Annotated in this window: 19 protein-coding genes; 7 read left to right on the forward strand and 12 right to left on the reverse strand. The window is 44.6% G+C overall.

Going from position 1 to position 21,833, the window contains the following annotated elements; all coding sequences use genetic code 11:
• Positions 1–175: 175 nt before the first annotated feature.
• From odhB to sdhC, 6 genes are all read right to left on the reverse strand, one after another.
• Positions 176–1,384, reverse strand: a complete 1,209-nt coding sequence (gene odhB, locus AB4493_RS10375; protein WP_017056410.1) for a 2-oxoglutarate dehydrogenase complex dihydrolipoyllysine-residue succinyltransferase — start codon at positions 1,382–1,384, stop codon at positions 176–178.
• Between the two features lie 21 nt (positions 1,385–1,405).
• Positions 1,406–4,222 (reverse strand): 2-oxoglutarate dehydrogenase E1 component, encoded by a 2,817-nt coding sequence (sucA, locus tag AB4493_RS10380; protein ID WP_017061946.1) that lies wholly within the window; start codon positions 4,220–4,222, stop codon positions 1,406–1,408.
• Positions 4,223–4,319: 97 nt separating this feature from the next.
• Positions 4,320–5,033 carry a succinate dehydrogenase iron-sulfur subunit gene (locus AB4493_RS10385; protein ID WP_010436773.1) on the reverse strand — a complete coding sequence of 238 codons (714 nt, stop codon included), beginning with the start codon at positions 5,031–5,033 and terminating at the stop codon, positions 4,320–4,322.
• 12 nt (positions 5,034–5,045) lie between these two features.
• Positions 5,046–6,812, reverse strand: coding sequence for a succinate dehydrogenase flavoprotein subunit (sdhA, locus tag AB4493_RS10390; protein ID WP_017061947.1), 1,767 nt, complete (start codon positions 6,810–6,812; stop codon positions 5,046–5,048).
• On the reverse strand, positions 6,813–7,160 hold the full coding sequence (gene sdhD, locus AB4493_RS10395) for a succinate dehydrogenase, hydrophobic membrane anchor protein (protein ID WP_010436768.1): 348 nt from the start codon (positions 7,158–7,160) through the stop codon (positions 6,813–6,815).
• Positions 7,154–7,546, reverse strand: coding sequence for a succinate dehydrogenase cytochrome b556 subunit (gene sdhC / locus AB4493_RS10400; RefSeq protein WP_017061948.1), 393 nt, complete (start codon positions 7,544–7,546; stop codon positions 7,154–7,156). The genes sdhD and sdhC overlap by 7 nt, the downstream gene beginning before the upstream one ends.
• 417 nt (positions 7,547–7,963) lie before the next feature.
• Between sdhC and AB4493_RS10405 the strand changes: the two genes are divergently transcribed.
• Complete coding sequence (locus AB4493_RS10405) at positions 7,964–9,253, forward strand: citrate synthase (RefSeq protein WP_017061949.1); 1,290 nt, start codon at positions 7,964–7,966, stop codon at positions 9,251–9,253.
• A 248-nt stretch (positions 9,254–9,501) separates the two neighbouring features.
• Here AB4493_RS10405 and AB4493_RS10410 read toward each other — a convergent pair whose 3' ends face one another.
• Entirely contained in the window at positions 9,502–10,260 is a 759-nt protein-coding gene (locus AB4493_RS10410; RefSeq protein ID WP_371724297.1) for a Nif3-like dinuclear metal center hexameric protein, read from the reverse strand.
• A 90-nt stretch (positions 10,261–10,350) separates the two neighbouring features.
• Here AB4493_RS10410 and AB4493_RS10415 point away from each other — a divergent pair, with 90 nt between their 5' ends.
• Positions 10,351–11,109: a DUF1853 family protein gene (locus AB4493_RS10415; protein WP_017061951.1), complete on the forward strand. Its 759-nt coding sequence runs from the start codon at positions 10,351–10,353 to the stop codon at positions 11,107–11,109.
• Between the two features lie 122 nt (positions 11,110–11,231).
• Here AB4493_RS10415 and pgm read toward each other — a convergent pair whose 3' ends face one another.
• Together pgm and seqA are read right to left on the reverse strand one after the other, a co-directional pair.
• Complete coding sequence (gene pgm, locus AB4493_RS10420; protein WP_017061952.1) at positions 11,232–12,878, reverse strand: phosphoglucomutase (alpha-D-glucose-1,6-bisphosphate-dependent); 1,647 nt, start codon at positions 12,876–12,878, stop codon at positions 11,232–11,234.
• Between the two features lie 92 nt (positions 12,879–12,970).
• Entirely contained in the window at positions 12,971–13,510 is a 540-nt protein-coding gene (seqA, locus tag AB4493_RS10425) for a replication initiation negative regulator SeqA (protein WP_017061953.1), read from the reverse strand.
• Positions 13,511–13,603: 93 nt separating this feature from the next.
• Here seqA and AB4493_RS10430 point away from each other — a divergent pair, with 93 nt between their 5' ends.
• The 3 genes from AB4493_RS10430 to fldA all read left to right on the forward strand — a co-directional run bounded on the left by AB4493_RS10430 (position 13,604) and on the right by fldA (position 15,284).
• The gene (locus AB4493_RS10430) at positions 13,604–14,365 is read left to right on the forward strand and encodes an alpha/beta fold hydrolase (protein WP_017061954.1); all 762 of its coding nucleotides are present in this window, start codon (positions 13,604–13,606) and stop codon (positions 14,363–14,365) included.
• A gap of 108 nt (positions 14,366–14,473) precedes the next feature.
• Positions 14,474–14,692, forward strand: coding sequence for a DUF2788 domain-containing protein (locus AB4493_RS10435; RefSeq protein WP_004737900.1), 219 nt, complete (start codon positions 14,474–14,476; stop codon positions 14,690–14,692).
• Positions 14,693–14,750: 58 nt separating this feature from the next.
• Positions 14,751–15,284 (forward strand): flavodoxin FldA, encoded by a 534-nt coding sequence (gene fldA / locus AB4493_RS10440; protein ID WP_010436745.1) that lies wholly within the window; start codon positions 14,751–14,753, stop codon positions 15,282–15,284.
• 96 nt (positions 15,285–15,380) lie between these two features.
• On the opposite strand, the gene AB4493_RS10445 is transcribed toward fldA, so the two are convergent.
• Positions 15,381–15,887, reverse strand: coding sequence for a DUF4442 domain-containing protein (locus tag AB4493_RS10445; protein ID WP_017061955.1), 507 nt, complete (start codon positions 15,885–15,887; stop codon positions 15,381–15,383).
• A gap of 207 nt (positions 15,888–16,094) precedes the next feature.
• Between AB4493_RS10445 and fcrX the strand changes: the two genes are divergently transcribed.
• Positions 16,095–16,541 (forward strand): ferric iron uptake transcriptional regulator FcrX, encoded by a 447-nt coding sequence (gene fcrX, locus AB4493_RS10450; RefSeq protein ID WP_372154954.1) that lies wholly within the window; start codon positions 16,095–16,097, stop codon positions 16,539–16,541.
• Between the two features lie 162 nt (positions 16,542–16,703).
• Here fcrX and glnS read toward each other — a convergent pair whose 3' ends face one another.
• Complete coding sequence (gene glnS, locus AB4493_RS10455; protein WP_372154956.1) at positions 16,704–18,371, reverse strand: glutamine--tRNA ligase; 1,668 nt, start codon at positions 18,369–18,371, stop codon at positions 16,704–16,706.
• A 299-nt stretch (positions 18,372–18,670) separates the two neighbouring features.
• Positions 18,671–20,221, reverse strand: coding sequence for an N-acetylglucosamine-specific PTS transporter subunit IIBC (nagE, locus tag AB4493_RS10460; protein WP_032545860.1), 1,551 nt, complete (start codon positions 20,219–20,221; stop codon positions 18,671–18,673).
• Between the two features lie 475 nt (positions 20,222–20,696).
• On the opposite strand from nagE, the gene nagA reads away from it, so the two are divergent.
• The gene (gene nagA, locus AB4493_RS10465; protein ID WP_017062193.1) at positions 20,697–21,833 is read left to right on the forward strand and encodes an N-acetylglucosamine-6-phosphate deacetylase; all 1,137 of its coding nucleotides are present in this window, start codon (positions 20,697–20,699) and stop codon (positions 21,831–21,833) included.

Genomic DNA, 21,833 nt, shown 5'->3' on the forward strand with positions numbered 1-21,833 from the left:
TTATTATTTCCATAACGACACAGTTTCCTGTGTTACGTCTGTAGGGTCTTCTCAAAACAACTGCTGTCCATTTTCTAATGGCTTTACAGTTCAATTGAAGGCCAGACGTTGAGCAGCCTAGCCTTTGAAACTTTTTACGTCTAGCTAACGGGGTTAACTAGACGTTTTAGCGATACTAAACGTCTAATAGCAGACGTGCAGGATCTTCTAGAAGCTCTTTGATGGTCACTAGGAAGCCAACTGATTCACGGCCATCGATTAGACGGTGGTCGTAAGAAAGCGCTAGGTACATCATTGGTAGAATCTCTACCTTGCCATCAACAGCCATTGGACGGTCTTGGATTTTGTGCATACCCAAAATTGCCGCTTGAGGCGGGTTGATGATTGGCGTAGACATTAGAGAACCAAATACACCACCGTTTGTGATAGTGAAGTTGCCGCCCATCAGTTCATCAACCGTTAGCTTGCCGTCACGACCTTTGATTGCTAGCTCTTTGATGCCTTTTTCGATATCAGCGAAACCTAGTGTGTCACAGTCTTTGAGTACTGGAGTCACTAGACCACGTGGCGTAGATACCGCCATGCTGATGTCGAAGTAGTTGTGGTAAACGATATCTGTACCATCAATAGAAGCGTTCACTTCTGGGAAACGCTTCAGTGCTTCTGTTACTGCTTTCACGTAGAAAGACATGAAGCCAAGACGCGTATCGTGACGTTTCTCGAATTGGTCTTTGTACTGCTTACGAAGGTCCATGATTGGCTTCATGTTCACTTCGTTGAAAGTAGTCAGCATTGCTGTGCTGTTTTTCGCTTCTAGAAGACGGTTTGCAACTGTCTTACGCAGGCGAGTCATAGGCACGCGTTTTTGGCTGCGAGCCGCTGCTGGCGCTTCAACTGCTGGTGCAGATGCTGCTGCCGGAGCCGCTTTCGCTGCTGCTAGGTGTGCGTCGATGTCTTCACGAGTAATACGACCACCAACACCAGTGCCTTTAACGTCAGCTGGTTGTAGGTTGTGCTCAGCAAGCAGGCGACGAACAGCTGGGCTTAGTGCGTCGTTGTTCTCTTCTGTTAGCGCAGCTTTATGGCGCTTATCAGGAGATGCTTCTGTATCTTCAGTGGTGTCTTTCGTTGGTTCACCAGCGACAGCACCCGGCTTGATTTTAGCCAAAAGCTGCTTAGAAAGTACCGTAGCACCCTCTTCTTCGATGATAGCTTCCAGAACACCCGCTTCAGGAGCCGGTACTTCTAGAACTACTTTATCTGTTTCGATATCTACAATGACTTCATCACGTGCAACCGCTTCGCCCGGTTTTTTGTGCCAAGTAGCAACTGTTGCATCAGCCACAGATTCAGGTAAATCTGGAACCAGAATTTCAATTGTCATGTGCGTATTTTCCTTTTACTTCTAGTTCTTAAGTAGGGTCAAAGCGTCGTCAACTAACGCTTTTTGTTGTTTCAAGTGTACTGACATATAGCCAACAGCTGGTGATGCTGATGCAGGACGACCTGCGTATTGAATATCAGCACCTACTGGGATAGCAGCTCGGAAATTATGTTGGCTACTGTACCAAGCACCTTGGTTTTGTGGCTCTTCTTGACACCAAACGTAATCGACTACATTTGTGTACTGTGCGATGGCAGCTCTCACGTCCTCATAAGGGAACGGGTAAAGTTGCTCAATACGTACAATAGCGACATCGTCTTGCTCGTTCTTACGTCTTTGGTCAAGCAGGTCAAAGTAAACCTTACCTGAACAGAACACGACGCGTTTTACGTTCTCAGGAGCCAGATCATCAATTTCTGCGATAGCTGGTTGGAACGTGCCTTCTGCCAAATCTTCAAGAGAAGAAGTACACAGAGGGTGACGAAGCAATGACTTAGGTGACATTACAATCAGTGGACGACGCATTGGTCGAACAACCTGACGGCGAATCATGTGGTAAACCTGAGCTGGTGTTGAAGGAACAACAACCTGCATGTTTTGTTCAGCACATAACTGAAGGTAACGCTCAAGACGTGCAGAAGAGTGCTCTGGGCCTTGGCCTTCATAACCGTGAGGAAGCAGCATAGTTAGACCACATAGACGTGCCCACTTTTGCTCACCTGATGAAATGAATTGGTCGATAACAACTTGTGCACCGTTTGCGAAGTCACCAAATTGAGCTTCCCAAAGGGTTAGACCGCTTGGCTCTGCTGTCGCGTAACCATACTCAAATGCGAGTACCGCTTCTTCAGATAACACAGAGTCAAACACTTGGAATGGCCCTTGTTTATCATGAATGTTCGCAAGAGGAACATACGTGCTTGCATCTGATTGATTGTGCAGTACTGAGTGACGGTGGAAGAACGTACCACGACCTGAATCTTGGCCTGAGATACGAATACGCTTACCGTCGTCAACAAGTGTTGCGTATGCCAGAGTTTCAGCCATACCCCAATCGACTTGTTTCTCACCATTCACCATGGCAGTACGATCGTTGTACAGTTTATTTACTCGGCTTTGCAGCTTGTGGCTGTCCGGGTATTGACAAAGTTTGGTACCAAGCTCTTTCAGGCGCTCGATATCAATCTTGTTATCCCACTCGATGTTCCAGTCGTGACCTAGGTAAGGAGACCAGTCTACTGAGTGAAGTGCCATTGGACGCCACTCTTTAACCACAACTTCACCGTGATCAAGTGCATCACGATATTCGTTAACTAGCTGAGTTGCTGTATCAATACCAAACTCACCGCGCTCCATTAGCACGTCAGCGTAAAGCTTACGTGGTGTTGGGTGCTTCTTGATTTTTTGGTACATCAAAGGCTGTGTTGCATTCGGCTCATCGGCTTCATTGTGACCGTGGCGACGGTAACAAACCAAATCAATAACAACATCACGCTTAAACGTATTACGGTAATCCAATGCAAGACGCGCAACAAACGCAACCGCTTCTGGATCATCAGAGTTAACGTGGAAAATCGGAGCCTGAACCATCTTCGCGATATCGGTACAGTACATCGTAGAGCGTGTATCGCGAGGGTTAGACGTTGTAAAACCAACTTGGTTGTTTACAACGATACGAACCGTACCACCTACACAGAAACCACGAGCTTGAGACATGTTAAACGTCTCTTGTACTACACCCTGACCAGCGATAGCTGAGTCACCGTGGATAGTAATTGGAAGTACACGGCTACCATCATTATCACCAAGGCGATCTTGACGTGCACGTACTGAACCGATAACTACCGGGTTTACGATTTCTAAGTGAGATGGGTTAAATGCTAGTGCTAAGTGAACGTTGCCGCCTGGCGTTGCGAAGTCCGCAGAGAAGCCTTGGTGGTATTTCACATCACCAGTACCCCACGTGTCATCGTGCTTGCCCGCAAACTCGTCAAACAGGTCTTGTGGCTTTTTACCAAGCACGTTGACCAACATGTTTAGACGACCACGGTGAGCCATACCAACAACAACTTCACGCATGCCTTGTCCGCCAGCATGACGAATAATTTCTTTCGTCATTGGGATAAGAGCATCACCACCTTCCAACGAGAAGCGTTTTGCGCCTGGGAATTTCGCACCAAGATAGCGCTCAAGACCTTCAGCAGCAGTTAGCTCTTCTAGGAAAGCTTGCTTTTCTTCTTTGTTGAAAGAGGGTTGACCAGATACAGACTCTAAACGTTGTTGGATCCAACGCTTTTGCTCTGTATTTGTCATGTGCATGTATTCAGCACCAATAGAGCCACAATACGTTTGCTTTAGAGATTTGTAGAGATCTTTAAGCACCATCGTCTCTTGGCCAATGGCGTAAGAGCCGACGTTGAACGTCTCATTGAGGTCATCTTCGGTAAGAGTGTGGAAAGAAGGGTCCAGTTCATCAACTGTCGCTCTTTTCCATAAACCTAGGGGGTCTAGATTTGCTGCTTGATGCCCTCGGAATCGATAGGCATTAATAAGTTGCAGAACCTTTACTTGTTTCGCATCGACATCTGGATCACTAACTTGGACACTGTAATGCTTTGTTTCTTGAGCGAGTCGACGGAAGTATTCACGAACACGAGAGTGTGGTTGTTCCACTGTCTCTGAAGCTTGCACAGGCAGTTCTTCAAAAACACTTCTCCATTCGTCACTTACCGAATCTGGGTCACTTAGATACAGTTCATAGAGTTCTTCTACGTACGTTGCATTGGCGCCAGCCAAGTGTGAAGACTCGAGCCATGCCTTCATCACGCCGTTGTGCATATTTTCCCTTAACCAGTAGTTTTCACGTTTGCTGCGGTCTATGCCGAGCTATTAAAAGGCCGCCCCAAAACTTCTAGGGCGGCAATTTTTATATAACTTAAACCGAACGATTCACTAGCATGGTCTTGATGTGACCAATCGCTTTCGTCGGATTTAATCCCTTAGGACAAACACTTACACAATTCATGATGCCATGGCAACGAAAAACGCTAAATGCATCATCAAGATCGGACAAACGTTCGTCTGTCGCTGTATCTCGGCTATCAATTAGCCAACGGTACGCTGCAAGCAGGCCTGCTGGTCCGATGAATTTGTCAGGGTTCCACCAGAATGATGGGCATGACGTTGTACAACATGCACACATGATACATTCGTACAATCCATCTAAATGAGCACGCTCATCAGGGCTTTGTAAGTTTTCACGAGCCGGTGGCACATTGCCATCAGACACTAAGAATGGCTTCACTTTTTCGTAGTTATCGTAGAACTGTGTCATGTCTACAATCAGGTCACGAACAACGGGTAAGCCAGGCAGTGGGCGAATCACAATCTTGTCTTGGCCCGAAAGCGCAGACAATGGCGTGATACACGCTAGGCCATTTTTACCGTTCATGTTCAAACCATCCGAGCCACATACACCTTCACGGCATGAGCGACGGAATGAGATTGTTGGATCTTGCTCTTTCAACAGAATAAGCGCATCCAAAAGCATCATGTCTGAACCTTCATCCACTTCTAGAGTGTATTCCTTCATATAAGGTTTCTGGTCGACATCTGGATTGTAACGATATAAAGAGAAATTCAGTTTCATGGTCATATCTCCTTAGTACGTACGTGCTTTTGGTGGGAACGCTTCACGATGGATAGGTTCCATGTTTACACCACGCTTAGTCATGCTCTCTGACTCTGGGTTGTAAAGTGAGTGGCATAGCCATTGCTCATCATCACGGTCAGGGAAATCGAATCGAGCGTGTGCGCCACGGCTCTCTGTACGGAAATTTGCAGCAACAGCCGTTGCGAATGCCGTTTCCATCAAGTTTTCAAGCTCTAGACACTCGATACGTTGAGTGTTGAACTCTGTAGACTTATCAGATAGGTGTGCATTTTTCAGACGCTCGCGAATCGCTTTTAGCTCTTCTAGGCCTTCAGCCATTGCTTTGCCTTCACGGAATACTGAGAAGTTGTTCTGCATACATTGCTGAAGATCTTTACGGATTTGCGCTGGATCTTCGCCGTCTGTGCTGTTTTCCCAACGGTTGTAACGCTCTAGTGAACGCTCAATGTCAGCTTCAGTTGCAGGTTTCGCTTCGTCTTGCTTCTTCAGTGTCTCACCTAGGTGTAGACCTGTCGCACGACCAAATACCACTAAATCAAGCAGTGAGTTACCACCTAGACGGTTGGCACCATGTACTGATACTGATGCGATTTCACCACAAGCAAAGAGACCTTGGATTTCAACATCGTTGCCGTCTTCGGTTTGCTTAATAGCTTGACCAGAAACTTGTGTTGGAACACCACCCATCATGTAGTGACATGTAGGGATTACTGGGATTGGCTCTTTCACTGGATCAACGTGAGCAAAGGTACGAGAAAGTTCACATACACCAGGAAGACGAGATTCAAGTGTCTCTTTACCTAGATGATCAAGCTTAAGCTTGATGTGTGGACCCCAAGGGCCATCGCAACCGCGACCTTCACGAATTTCAACCATCATTGAACGAGCAACAACATCACGACCCGCTAAGTCTTTAGCGTTTGGTGCGTAACGTTCCATGAAGCGTTCGCCGTCTTTATTGAGAAGGTAACCACCTTCACCACGACAACCTTCCGTTACCAATACACCTGCACCAGCGATACCCGTCGGGTGGAACTGCCACATTTCGATGTCTTGCATAGGAACGCCAGCACGAATCGCCATACCAACACCGTCACCAGTGTTAATGTGTGCATTGGTTGTTGATGCGTAGATACGACCAGCACCACCAGTCGCAAGGATTGTTGCCTTCGCTTTGAAGTAGCAAACCTCGCCCGTTTCCATACAAAGCGCGGTAGTACCTAAAATTGCACCATCTTCGTTTTTAACAAGATCCAGTGCATACCACTCAGAGAAAACCGTCGTTTTGTGTTTAATGTTTTGTTGGTAAAGCGTATGAAGCAGTGCGTGACCAGTACGGTCGGCTGCAGCTGCGGTACGAGCCGCTTGCTCACCACCAAAGTTTTTAGATTGACCACCGAAAGGACGCTGGTAAATAGTACCGTTCTCAAAACGAGAGAAAGGCAGGCCCATTTTTTCGAGTTCGATTACCGACTCAGGACCGTTTTTACACATGTATTCGATAGCGTCTTGGTCACCGATGTAATCAGAACCTTTTACTGTGTCATACATATGTTGTTCCCAATGGTCTTCATGCGCGTTACCAAGAGCAACAGTGATGCCGCCTTGCGCTGAAACCGTATGAGAACGAGTAGGGAAAACTTTAGAAAGCAATGCACAAGAAAGGCCTTGCTCAGAAATTTGCAGTGCGGCACGCATACCTGCACCACCAGCGCCGATCACTACGGCATCAAACTCACGAACAGGAATAGTCACTTACGCACCCCACAAAATAAACAGACCAGAGAAGAAATATCCAAGAAGAACTGCAACAACACCGACTTGAAGACCAACACGCAGTTTTGCGCATTTGATGTAGTCAGTTAGTACTTGCCATAGGCCGATCCACGCGTGAACCAAAACAGAAGTAAGCGCTAACATGGTGAAGACTTTAGTGAAGGTTCCACCAAAGAATTGCGTCCAAGATGCGTAAGAGATATCACCAGAGAAAGCACAGAAGCTAACTAGGTAGATAGTGTAAAGCGTCATAATGATGGCAGTTGCACGAATCAATAGATAATCGTGGACACCATTACGACCAAAAGTAGAAACGTTGTTTACCATACTAAGATCCCCGCTAGTAGAGACAATACCGCTGTTGCTGCGAATGCAACCTTAGCGCTCTTAGCGCCAGATTCCAGCTCTTCAAAGTGACCAAGGTCCATAAGAAGGTGACGAATACCACCAGCAATGTGGTAAGCCAAAGCGGTTAAAATGCCCCACAGAATAAACTTCACGAAGAAACCATCGACAATGTCGCTAGCTTCGGCAAAGCCTACTGGGGATGAGAGGGAAATGGATAGTAACCAAAGCAGAATTCCAATCGCGACAAAAGTTATCACCCCAGACACACGGTGTAGGATGGAAGCTATTGCTGTGATTGGAAAGTGGATGGTCTGTAAATCTAAATTAACAGGTCTTGTCTTTCTTTCTTTCACGGGCTTGCTCACTCAGCTCCATTGAGCATTATGGTCATTAAATAACCTTATGATATTGTTATGGACAAAATTTGATTGTAAACCTTCAAAATTTAACATTAACTTAACAAATAACTGAAGTTGAGCCTTAGATAATTGTAAAATAATTGTTAACTGCTCGATTAAGAAAGACACCTCACATTTCTTCTTAGCCTTGCATTTATAAGGTTTTAACCAAACTTTTCAGCGTCACTATACGACTGGCAACATTCTAATACAATTGATGTAACAAATAATGCTACACAGACCAGATTTTTAACGAATTTAATGTAAAAAACACTAACAAGTGCACACAAAGCTTCAGAAAAATTGACTTTCCCACGTAAGACCAGTAAAAAAATGGCACATAAACATCCTGGACGGATTAAATAATAAACAAAGGAGATTGTTATGGCGGATAAGAAAGCTACCCTTCACATTGAAGGTCAAGCGCCAATCGAGCTGCCGATTACAGAAGGTGTACTTGGTACTCCAGTGATCGATGTTCGTACACTAGGTTCTAATGGTTTTTTCACTTTTGACCCTGGTTTTCTTGCCACTGCATCCTGTGAGTCTCAAATCACTTTTATTGACGGTGGAAAAGGCATTCTTTTACATCGTGGTTATCCAATCGACCAACTTGCCAATAACGCTGATTACTTAGAAGTATGTTACATACTTCTTTACGGTGAAGCCCCATCTCGAGCTGAGTACGAAAAGTTCAAGACTACCGTGACACGTCACACTATGGTGCACGAGCAAATCGCTAGTTTCTTCCACGGCTTCCGTCGTGACGCTCACCCTATGGCTGTAATGTGTGGTGTTGTAGGCGCTCTAGCGGCGTTCTACCACGACTCACTTGATGTCAACAACGATACACACCGTGAAATTGCGGCATACCGCCTGATTTCAAAAATGCCAACACTGGCTGCAATGTGTTACAAATATTCAATCGGTCAGCCGTTTATCTACCCACGTAACGACCTAGGCTACGCAGAAAACTTCTTACACATGATGTTTGCAAACCCATGTGAAGAGTATGAAGTGAACCCTATCGTTGCTCGTGCAATGGATAAGATTTTCACTCTACATGCTGACCACGAACAGAACGCTTCTACGTCTACAGTGCGTCTTGCTGGTTCATCTGGTGCTAACCCGTTTGCGTGTATCGCAGCAGGTATCGCATCACTTTGGGGCCCAGCTCACGGCGGTGCAAACGAAGCTTGTCTGCGCATGCTTGAAGAGATCGGTAGCGTAGATAACATTGAAGAATACGTTGCGAAAGCAAAAGACAAAGATGACCCATTCCGTTTGATGGGCTTCGGTCACCGTGTTTACAAGAACTACGACCCACGTGCAACAGTAATGCGCGAAGCGTGTCACGAAGTGCTTAAAGAGCTAAACATCCAAGATCCACTACTAGACGTAGCGATGGAACTTGAGCGTATCGCTCTTTCTGATGAGTACTTTGTTTCTAAGAAGCTATACCCGAACGTAGATTTCTACTCAGGTATCATTCTGAAAGCAATCGGTATTCCAGTATCTATGTTTACAGTAATCTTCGCGATGTCTCGTACCATCGGTTGGATTGCTCACTGGAACGAAATGCACAGCGATCCGACGAACCGTATCGGTCGTCCTCGTCAGCTATATACTGGTGAAGAACAACGTGACTTTAAAGCACTTCACGAACGTGAATAGTTGCTATAAATCATAATGTTAAAAGGGGTTGATGTGAGAACATCAACCCCTTTTCTTTTGTACGCTCTCAACCCCGTCATCCTCAAGAATGCGAAGTGAACGAATAAAATAATATCGTCATCCCCAAGAACGAGGGACGAATGAGTTGGGGATCTCCTTAAGCGAGCAGATAAACTATACAGGTTACCTGCTCAATTCTAGAGAACGACGCATACACTCGACTCGTACCCCTTATCTCGCATCTGCTCTTAAACTGGGTTATCGATATCAATAAACTCAACATCCAAGCCATGTTCTTCCGCTAACCATTCACCTAACGCTTTTACACCGTATCGCTCAGTCGCGTGGTGGCCAGCAGCAAAATAATGAATGTCTTGCTCGCGTGCTGAGTAAGTAGTGCGCTCAGAAATTTCACCAGAAATAAAAGCATCAATGCCTTGAGAAGCCGCTAGCTCAATGTAGTCTTGACCACCACCAGTACACCAACCGACGGTCGTTATCATTTTGTCTTGGTTTTCTGGAGCGATATGCAGTGGTTTACGATTTAGAGCTTGATCGATTTTTTCTGCGAATTCAGTACCTGTCATTGGTGTTTTTAATCTACCAAACATAGCAACCGATTGTGGGTGCCCTTCCAAGCCACCTTCTACTTCAATATCAAGCAGTTCAGCGAGTTTGGCGTTGTTACCAAGTTCAGGGTGGATATCGAGAGGTAAGTGATAACCCAAAAGGTTAATGTCATTCTTTATCAGAGTGCGAATGCGTTTGCCCTTCATGCCACGAATTGCCTCTGACTCACCTTTCCAAAAGAAACCGTGATGAACCAACAAAGCGTCAGCCTCTAGCTCAACCGCTTTATTAATCAAAGCTTGCGAAGCTGTTACACCAGTAACGATTCGCTTCACTTCTGTCGCGCCTTCAACTTGAAGACCATTAGGACAGTAATCTTTAATCTGCTGTGGCTGCAGTTTTTCGTTAAGTAGCTTTTCTAATTGTAAGTTAATCATTTTTCTTTCCAGCTTACCTTTATAATAACGTCGTTATATCAATTTACGGGTAGAATGTCGAAAGCCCCACGATGAGTTTATGAGGAAGAGATGACAGCACTGCAACGTTTTTACCAATGGGTCATCGACTCACCGCCATTACTAGAAATCAAGCCACCGGTTTCGGATCTCAGTGCATTCTCTAGCAACCATGCCATCGACTCATCACATACTTATGAGGGTAATCCTAGATTAGGTTTCCTCTACCAATATCTATGCGAGCAAGTGATCGCTGCCTCACCGAATTACTCGATAAAGCACGACGAGATTCAGATCAATGTGGAAGGCAGAACTCTCGGTGCAATCGACTTTATTCTTAAAGAAGAGAGCAGCCAAAAGCTGGAACATTGGGAAGTGGCGATTAAGTTTTATCTGCTCCACGAACAAACATGGTTTGGACCCAACTCTCACGACCAATTGGATAAGAAACTCGACAGGATGCTCAGCCACCAACTCGAAATGTCCTCTTCTGCCGCCTTTGTTGAGCAATATCCAGAAATCGATGTCGACTCAAAACACTTACTGATGCAAGGTCGTCTATATACCAACCCTTTCTTAGAGCAAAACATACCGACAAAATGCTTGGGCTATGACATTAACCCAAGCCAAGTAAACGGCTTTTGGTGCTATCAAGATCAGGCTCATTTAATCAGTGAACCACTGTATCCACTCACCAAAGAGCAATGGGCAGCAGGGACGGATGATTTCAGCAGTCAGCCGATCACCGAGTTCGGTGATCGCTTCGTCCATGGGCAAACAAAGTCGGGGCAATTCTGGTTTGTGATGCCACAAAGTTGGCCACACGGTTAGTCGTCTGAGCTAACTCAGTTACCTTTTCCCGCTTATACGTAACTAACACAAACAAAAAGGGTTGATGCTTTCACATCAACCCTTCTTCTATTTACTTAGCAACTCTAGTAATCGAGATTCGATTATAGGCCAGCGGCTGCAAATACTTGGTTAACAATCTCTTGAGCTTCTGCTTCGATTGCTTTCAGGTGCTCTTCACCCTTAAAGCTTTCACAGTAGATCTTGTAGATGTCTTCAGTGCCTGATGGACGCGCAGCAAACCAGCCGTTCTCAGTTGTCACTTTCAAGCCACCAATCGCAGCACCGTTACCTGGAGCGTGTGTTAAGCGTGCAGTAATTGCATCACCAGCCAACGTCTCAGCAGAAACCATCTCTGGAGATAGTTTCTTCAGCACGTCTTTCTGTGCACCATTTGCTACCGCTTGAATACGGTTGTACTTAGATTCACCGTGTTTAGCGGCAAGTTCTTCGTAGTATTCTTGTGGGTTCTTACCTGTCACTGCTGTGATCTCAGCCGCAAGCAAGCAAAGAATCAGGCCGTCTTTATCTGTTGACCAAGGCGTACCGTCTTTACGTAGGAAAGAAGCACCTGCGCTCTCTTCGCCACCAAAACCAAACTGGCCGTTGTATAAGCCATCAACGAACCATTTGAAACCAACTGGCACTTCACAAAGTTCGCGACCTAAGTCAGAAACTACGCGATCGATTAATGCACTTGATACTAGTGTCTTACCAACAGCAACGTCTTTACCCCAACCTTCACGGTTACGGTATAGGTAATCAATACAAACCGCTAAGAAGTGGTTTGGATTCATCAAACCTTTAGGTGTCACGATACCGTGGCGATCGTAATCTGGGTCGTTACCAAATGCTAGAGCGTACTCGTCTTTAAGCGCCAGTAAGCCTGCCATTGCGTATGGAGAAGAACAGTCCATACGAACTACGCCATCTTTATCTAGAGACATGAATTGGAATGAAGGGTCAACCGCTTCACTTACCAGAGTAAGATCTAGATTGTACGCTTTACCAATTTGACGCCAGTAATCAATACCGCTGCCACCCAGTGGATCAACACCAATCTTGATGTTTGCTTTCTGGATCGCTTCCATATCCACGACGTTAACCAAATCAGCGACGTATGGCGCGACTAGGTCAACTTCTTTTACTAGCTCAGACTGTTTAGCCTGTGCGATAGGCGTACGCTTAACACCTTGCATTTGCTCAGCAATGATCACGTTCGCACGGTCTTCAATCGCTTGAGTCAGTTCAGCTTCAGCTGGGCCACCGTGTGTCGGGTTGTATTTAATACCGCCGTCTTGAGGTGGGTTATGTGAAGGCGTGATAACAATGCCGTCGGCTTTTTTGTCATTCACTAGGTTGTGCGTAAGAATCGCGTGCGAGATACCAGGTGTTGGAGTAAAGCCGTTGTTTTCTTGAATAATAACTTCAACACCGTTCGCTACAAGCACTTCGATAACCGTAGAGAACGCAGGCTCAGATAGAGCGTGAGTATCTTTACCTAAGAAAAGAGGGCCAGTTGTACCTTGCTCGGCACGAACTTCAGCAACCGCTTGTGCAATTGCTAGAATGTGGTTTTCGTTAAATGTTGATTTGTCTGCTGTACCGCGGTGACCTGAAGTACCGAAAAGTACTTTATGATCTGGGTTCGTAGCATCCGGTTGCTGTAAGAAATAGTTAGCAACTAAAGCCGGGATATTATGAAGATCTTCCTGCTGAGCTTTCTGCCCAGCACGAGGGTGCATAGCCATTTTTCGACATCCTTATATATAAAATTTTAAAACAAAAAAACCTCATAATATCTTCTTATCCATGGATATTATGAGGTTTAAATCAGATTTCGTTAAATTGAACCTGTTACTTTTTCTATCAATTCTGCTTGGAAATTCATGCGGCTCATAAGCTGCTCAACCATCTGTCTTTTTCGGCTTGTATTGTTATTAGTAATAACCCAAAAAGGACTTTGTGGAATAGCTTTAGGCTTAGTCGTGTTGCCGTTTGCTAGCAACGTCGCTTCGTTATCTGCAAAGTAAACGCGCTTACGGCCTTTTACTTGAGTTGCTTCTGAAAAGCTTAAAGGGTCGATTTTATGCAGTGTTGATAACACAAGCATGAAACGATCAATGGCTTTCTTTAGTGATGCAAACTCATCTGATATTAGTAGTGAGCGCATTTCTTTAACGCCATCGAACTTCTCTGGAGTAAAGCCTACCTCTTTGCTAACAACGATACCTTTTGGCTCAACGATCTCTTCGATCGGAGCCATGCCTTGGCTATCAACCTGTAACAAGCGGCGCAGAATATCTGAAGCGCTTTCGCCAATACGTTCTGTCTGACCCGCAATAAAACGGTATAGGTCCTCATCAACCTCAATTGTTTTCATTCGCTTTTCACAATCTCAATGTTTAAACTCTGGGGGATTATAGCGAGATCCGCGCGGATACTCTACGTCAAACCCACCATGAATAAGATAAAAATGTCAGTACAGCTCAACTATAAAATTGAAGGTGAGGGTCACACCATTGTTTTGATCCATGGATTATTCGGTAATCTGGACAACCTTGGCTTGCTCGCTAGGGATCTAAAAGCCGATCATCAGGTACTTAGTATCGATCTCCGCAACCACGGTCAATCCTTCCATAGTGACACTCATAACTATCAAGCGATGGCACAAGACGTGGCTCAACTGCTGCATGATCTTAAGTCAGAAGACGTCACTGTGATTGGTCACTCGATGGGTGGCAAAGTAGCGATGGCACTGACACAACATCTTGCGCTGCATAAATTGATTGTCTTGGATATGGCTCCGGTCGCGTACACTCAGAGTCGCCACGACAACGTATTCGCAGGCCTGCAAGCCGTGATAGAAGAAGAGCCGACTTCACGCTCAGATGCACTCAAGGTTCTCGCAAAACATATCGAGATCGATGGCGTTCGCCAGTTTTTAACCAAATCTTTGTTCAAAACAGAGCAAGGCATCATGGAATGGCGCTTCAATGTTGCTTCGTTATTGAGCAACTACCCACATATTATTGGTTGGGAACCGATCGAGAAAACCTCGGTCAAAACCTTGCTCATTAAAGGTGGGGATTCAGATTACCTCACCGCAGAACATCAAGCAGCCGTTCAGCAGCAATTTTCTAACGCAAAAGCGCATGTCATTGCCAACACAGGTCACTGGCTGCATGCTGAAAAACCAGCAGAAGTACTTAGAGCAATTAGAAAATTCATCGCTTAACTGCGCTTTTTCGTGCAGATAAATGAGAGCTGTGTAATTACTGCAGATTAACTTTATCTCACAACAGTGATATAGTGCGCCCAAGCAAAATTGGTATATAAGGTTCCCATGCTTTACGACTACATGAACATCATCGAATCTGTTGGTTTAGATCTCCTGTTTGCCGCGATTTTCTTTTTAATCGGTATGGCAATTAAGGACGTTCTCAAGCAGGGAAATGTTCCTCCATTTGGTCGTCGCATCGTATGGTTAGTACTTTTCCTTGGCTGTGCGGGTTTTATCGCCAAAGGGATAATCCAACTAAGCTGGGAAGGAACTGGGATCTAACGATTCTCTTCCGAACTTTATTACACCGACAACAGACAAAATGAAAGGTAATGATTCTATGGCAAGTGTAGGTCTCTTCTTTGGTAGCGATACAGGTAACACTGAAGCTGTTGCTAAGATGATTCAAAAGCAATTGAGCAAACAGCTCGTTCACGTTCAAGACATTGCAAAAAGCAGCAAAGAAGATATCGATAACTTCGATCTACTGCTGCTTGGTATCCCTACGTGGTACTACGGCGAAGCACAATGTGATTGGGATGACTTTTTCCCAGAGCTAGAAGCTATTGATTTCTCAACTAAGCTTGTTGCTATCTTTGGTTGTGGCGACCAAGAAGATTACGCAGAATACTTCTGTGATGCTATGGGTACTATCCGTGACATCGTTGAAGCGAAAGGCGGTACTATCCTAGGTCACACATCAACTGAAGGCTACGAATTCGAAGCATCGAAAGGTTTAGTTGAAGGCGATGACAGCCAATTCGTTGGTCTATGTATCGATGAAGACCGTCAACCTGAGCTAACTGATGAGCGCGTATCTAACTGGGTTAAACAAATCCACGAAGAGATGTGCCTAGCAGAGCTAGAAGACTAATTCTCTAGTGGTTGTTAATTGTTACAGTTAATAACCATTATGTAGATATGAAAAAACCTCCTTATAGGAGGTTTTTTGCTATTTAAAATCTATTAATTAGCACTCAGCCTCTAATGCTTCATCATCATCTCTAAATTGCGGCTTCTTTCTTACATAGAGGGTGCGTTGAATTTCTGAAACCACATTACCCTGCTTATCTTTCACGTGAATAATAAATTCGGGGAAGCACTTTTCACCGAGTTGCGTCTGACGATAGATATCGTCAAGCTGCCCTTGCCTTATCTCAAAATCTGCATACAAGTCCGATTGCCCCGGCTTGATGAAGTTAATGCTCGCTTCTTTATCCCAAACATAATATCGTTCACCTAAAATTCCCATTAACATCAATGAGTAAACGGGATCGGTAAGAGAAAAGATACTGCCGCCATATTGAGTACGATTGGCGTTCTTATTCCACCAGCGTAGCTTAAGTACTGTCTTAACAACCCTAAAGTCAGTGCTAATGTGGGCTATTCGAATACCCGCTCCCCAAAAGGGAGGCCAAATATTAAGAGCAAATTTTACAATGTTGGGTTTATATATTTTTGCGAGTTGCTTATTCATAACAACATTCCATGTTCATATCAGAAACACCGTCACCTTGACTGGTCGTACCTCCACTATAAGTGAGATACTTCCAATTTACAAAACAGATTGTGATGTCAGTAAGTAACCCTTTGAAGTTCGTGGTTTATTGTTATGCCTGACTAAACTATAATGGTATTAATATTGAATTCTGTTAATTGCTGCAGATCATCAACAGGAAAGTATATGTCAGACAATAATCAAGCGCTAAAAGATGCAGGTCTTAAAGTGACCCTTCCACGGCTCAAAATTTTAGAAGTATTACAACAGCCAGACTGCCAACATATTAGTGCTGAAGATTTATATAAGAAGCTGATCGACCTAGGTGAAGAAATCGGTCTTGCAACCGTTTATCGAGTACTTAACCAATTCGATGACGCTGGCATTGTAACTCGTCACCACTTCGAAGGCGGCAAGTCTGTATTTGAACTTTCTACACAGCACCACCACGACCACCTTGTATGTTTAGATTGTGGCGAAGTGATCGAATTCTCTGATGACATGATCGAAGAAAGACAGAAAGAGATTGCTCAGCGTTACAACGTGCAACTAACAAACCACAGTTTGTACTTGTACGGCAAAAGCATTAACGGAGATTGCAAAGGCAATCCAGACGCGCATAAAGCGAAGTAGTAATACAGAACGCTGGCTTAGGCCGGCGTTTTTTATATGGTCACTACATAAGACGATTAATCGCAACTTATTCTATAATTGACGACTTTATTCAGATACAAAAAACCGGCTCTAAGCCGGTTTTTTATTAGGGTGCTTATCGAAAGCGAATCACTTTAGCGATTAAGCTTCAGTTTTACCCCATGTGTCACGTAGACCAACCGTGCGGTTGAAGACTAGTGCATCTGCTTTAGAGTCTTTCGAATCCACACAGAAGTAACCTGTACGTTCAAACTGGTACGCTTGCTCTGCCACACCTTCTGCTAAGCTAGGTTCAACAAAACCATTTAGCGTAACAAGTGATTCAGGGTTTAGCGTTGCAGCGAAGTCATCAGCAGCGGCTGGGTTTGGCACTGTGAATAGACGATCGTACAAACGAATCTCAGCAGGCAGTGCTTTATCAGCAGATACCCAGTGGATAACGCCTTTCACTTTGCGGCCATCTGCAGGGTTCTTACCCAATGTTTCATTGTCGTAAGAACAGAAGATAGTCGTAATGTTGCCTTCTGCATCTTTTTCGATACGTTCAGCTTTGATCACGTAAGCACCACGCAGGCGAACTTCTTTACCTAGAACCAAACGCTTGTACTTTTTGTTTGCTTCTTCACGGAAGTCATCACGCTCAATCCAAACTTCACGTGTAAATGGTACTTCACGAGTGCCCATTTCTGGCTTGTTTGGGTGATTTGCAACCGTTAACGTTTCTACTGTATCTGCTTCGTAGTTTTCGATAACGATCTTAACTGGATCCAGAACAGCCATTGCACGAGGTGCATTTTCGTTCAGATCATCACGGATGCAAGATTCAAGTGAACCGAACTCAATCATGTTCTCTTGCTTAGTTACACCAATACGCTTACAGAATTCACGAATCGAGCTTGAAGTAAAACCACGACGACGTAGGCCAGAAATAGTAGGCATGCGTGGGTCATCCCAACCTTGAACTAGGTTTTCAACCACAAGTTGGTTCAGCTTACGCTTAGACATCACTGTATATTCAAGATTCAGGCGGCTAAACTCGTACTGACGAGGTTGGCAGTCAATCGTGATGTTATCTAGAACCCAATCGTACAAACGACGGTTATCTTGGAATTCAAGCGTACAGATAGAGTGCGTAATACCTTCCAGCGCATCAGAGATACAGTGAGTAAAGTCGTACATTGGGTAAATGCACCACTTGTCAGCCGTTTGATGGTGGTGAGCAAAACGAACACGGTAGATAACAGGATCGCGCATAACCATGAACGAAGAGCTCATGTCGATCTTAGCACGTAGACACGCTTTACCTTCTTCAAAGCCACCGTCACGCATTTTTTCAAACAACGCTAGGTTCTCTTCAGGGCTGCGGTCACGGTGTGGGCTCGCTTTACCAGGCTCTTTTAGCGTGCCACGGTACTCACGGATTTGATCAGGACTTAGCTCGTCAACATACGCTAAGCCTTTATTAATTAATTCCACAGCATAAGCGTAAAGCGTATCGAAGTAGTTTGATGAGTAACAAATATCACCAGACCATTCGAAGCCTAACCAGCTTACATCATTCTTAATTGACTCAACGTATTCAACGTCTTCTTTTTCAGGGTTTGTATCATCGAAACGAAGATTACATTGTCCCTGGTAGTCCTGAGCAATACCAAAGTTCAAGCAAATAGATTTAGCGTGACCAATGTGCAGGTAGCCATTTGGCTCCGGCGGGAAACGAGTATGCACGCTACTGTGTGTACCATCCGCTAAATCTTTATCAATAATTTGGCGAATGAAATTCGATGGACGAGCCTCAGCTTCACTCATCTATAGCACCTCTATGTATTTAGTATTGTCAGAGAAAGTTATCTTTCGTCCCCAAGAAAACGGTCGCTTATAGCGCCAGTCAAAGATAGAAAGATCATTGTTGCTAATCATCCACAATTCTTAGCCTTTGCACAATAAGAACCGTCCGTTAATTGCGATTATTTCTGCTATTCGATGAAGAATAGAACGAACCGTGTTCGCTGGTCTTAAACTGCAGGCACAAAAAAGCCTCCCGTGTGGGAGGCTTTCAATTTGACACTTACTTAAGAGTAACTTTACGTCTTAATTAAGTACTTCCCTTACTGTGGAAGTTTTACATCAGATAGGTCTTCGCCTGCACCAATAGCTTTCATTTCGCCAGCTACGATTTCAGCTAGTGGGCCTAGGATAACCTGTAGGTTGTTTTCACCTAGTTTAACCACACCTTTAGCACCAAGTTTCTTAAGAACAACTTCATCTGCAACAGAGCGGTCTTTAAGAGTTAGACGTAGACGAGTGATACAAGCGTCGATTGAAGTTAGGTTGTCGTGACCACCTAGAGCTTTCAGGTATTGACGTGCAAGGTCGCCCTTTGGTGCTTCGCCAGCAGGAGCTGCAACAGCTTCGTCATCATCTTCACGACCTGGCGATTTCAAGTTGAAAGCGCGGATTGCGAAAGAGAAAGTGAAGAAGTATAGAGCACCGAAGCCAAGACCGATTAGTAGTAGTACGAATGGTTTAGTTGCTAGACCCCAGTTCAATACGAAGTCGATAAGACCAGCAGAGAAACCGAAACCGTGCAGAGTACCAAACATGTTAGCAACTACTAGAGACAAACCTGTAAATACAGCGTGCATTGCGTATAGAGCAGGAGCTAGGAATACGAACATGAATTCTAGCGGCTCTGTGATACCTGTTAGGAATGAACAGAATGCAACTGAGAATAGTGCGCCACCAACTTGGCTACGTTTTTCAGCAGGAGCAGCTAGGTACATTGCAAGTGCAGCACCTGGTAGACCGAACATCATTACTGGGAAGAAACCGTTCATGAATACGCCAGCGCCTTTATCGCCGCCGAAGAAACGGTGTAGGTCGCCAGATTTAACTGTTTCAGTTACTTCTTTAACAGTTGCAACAATTTCTGGGTTAACTGAGTTAGCAAATTCAAATGTGTACTCTTGACCAACAACTAAAGTTTTAGCTAGTGCAGGGTCAACACAAAGTTGAGAGAAGCCTTCTGCAGCAACTACGATCTCTTGACAAGAGCCCATACCGAACCAGAAGTACGAGTTCAGTACATGGTGTAGACCTACTGGGATAAGTGCACGGTTAAGAGTACCGTAAACAAATTGACCGATAGCGCCAGACGTTGAAACTGCGTGAGCAAGTGCATCTAGACCAGATTGAACAGCAGGCCATACAACACCAAAGATTGCGCCAGCAACTAGAGCAAATAGACCAGCCATAATAGGAACTAGACGTTTGCCAGAGAAGAATGCTAGCCACTCTGGAAGACGAGTCGCGTGGAATGCATTGTAAGAGTGACCTGCGATGATACCTGCAAAGATACCGCCGAAGAATGACATATTTACACTAGCATCGATGTTTGTTGCGGTTGCTGTCAGAACAAAGTAAGCAACTGCACCAGCAAGACCTGCTGCGCCGTTACCGTCTTTAGAAAGACCAATAGCTATACCCAAACCAAACAATAATGGTAGTTGACTGAAGATTGCGTTACCAGCAGATGCCATGAATGCGATATCGAGTAAGTCTGGTTGACCCAGACGTAGCAGCAATGCCGCAATCGGAAGCGTTGCGATTGGTAGCATTAACGCCTTACCAAGCTTCTGCGCATATCCTAGAATATTCACCAGTTGTTTCCCCCTATAGGATTTTTTAGAATTCGTTTGAGAAACTTATTTTAGTCGCTCAATTTAGTCCTATTCAGTGTATTCAATTAATTTTGCTCCGCAAATTAAAACCTTACCATTTGTGATCCTAATCACCAGTTTTTACCAAATCCAGAGGTTTTTGCTAGCGAGATCATAAAACTTATTTTATCATTCAAAAAAATGAACATTTATGGATAAAATCCAAATCTAATCATTAGGCAAAAAGATGGTTACTCCGGGCTTATAGAGCACCGTGAATAATCATTATTGATGGACCTTAATGTATAATAAAAATCAATTGTTCATATGTTTTTCAACAACTTAAATCGCTTCTCATTTTGAAGCCGTTTGCCCATAAAAGATAAATCGTTACGTAAATGATGCTCGCAAACTAAGTCCGCATTTAGGTAACGAACGAATTTAAAAGATCTCACGAAATAAGGATTAGCTGACTATGTACGCGCTAAGTAACTGTAAAATTTACACTGGTAGTGATGTTCTAACCGATCATGCTGTTGTAATCGAAAACGAACTGATCAAAAAAGTCTGTCCTATCTCTGAATTGCCAGAAGGAATCGAGCTTCGCGACCTAGACGGTGCAAACCTAAGCCCAGGTTTCATTGACCTACAACTGAATGGTTGTGGCGGTGTAATGCTTAACGATGAGATCACTGCAGAAACCATGCAGATCATGCACAAAGCAAACCTGAAATCTGGCTGTACTAGCTTCCTACCAACGCTTATCACCTCTTCAGACGAAGATATGCGTGCGGTTATTACGGCAGCTCGTGAATACCATAACCAGTACCAAAACCAATCTTTAGGTCTGCACCTTGAAGGCCCTTACCTAAACGTTGCGAAAAAAGGCATCCATAGCGTCGATCACATTCGTAAATCTGACAACGAAATGATTGAGCTTATCTGTGAGAACCGTGACCTTGTTGCAAAAGTAACATTGGCTCCAGAGCTTAACGACCCTGAACACATCGAACGCCTGCACAAAGCTGGCGTTGTCGTTTCTATCGGCCACACCAACGCAACTTACGCAGAAGCGCGTCAAGGTTTCGAATCTGGTATCACGTTCGCCACTCACCTGTTCAATGCAATGACGCCGATGGTTGGTCGTGAGCCTGGCGTTGTTGGCGCGATTTACGATACTCCTGAGGTTTACGCTGGCATTATTGCCGACGGCTTCCACGTTGATTACGCAAACATCAGAATTGCGCATAAAATCAAGGGAGAAAAGTTGGTATTAGTGACGGATGCCACAGCTCCTGCAGGTGCTGACATGGAATACTTTATTTTTGTCGGTAAGAAAGTATATTACCGTGATGGTAAGTGTGTTGATGAAAACGGCACACTGGGCGGCTCAGCTCTGACTATGATTGAAGCAGTTCAGAATACAGTTGAGCACGCTGGTATCGCTTTAGACGAAGCTCTTCGCATGGCTACGCTATACCCAGCTACGGCTATCGGTGTAGAAAGCAAGCTAGGTCGAATCAAAAAAGGCATGGTTGCAAACCTAGCTGTATTTGACCGAGACTTTAACGTTAAAGCGACTGTTGTTAACGGACAATACGAGCACAATTAA

The organism is Vibrio sp. 10N.222.55.A1 (assembly GCF_041473835.1).
In the GTDB taxonomy this organism is placed as follows: domain Bacteria; phylum Pseudomonadota; class Gammaproteobacteria; order Enterobacterales; family Vibrionaceae; genus Vibrio; species Vibrio crassostreae_C.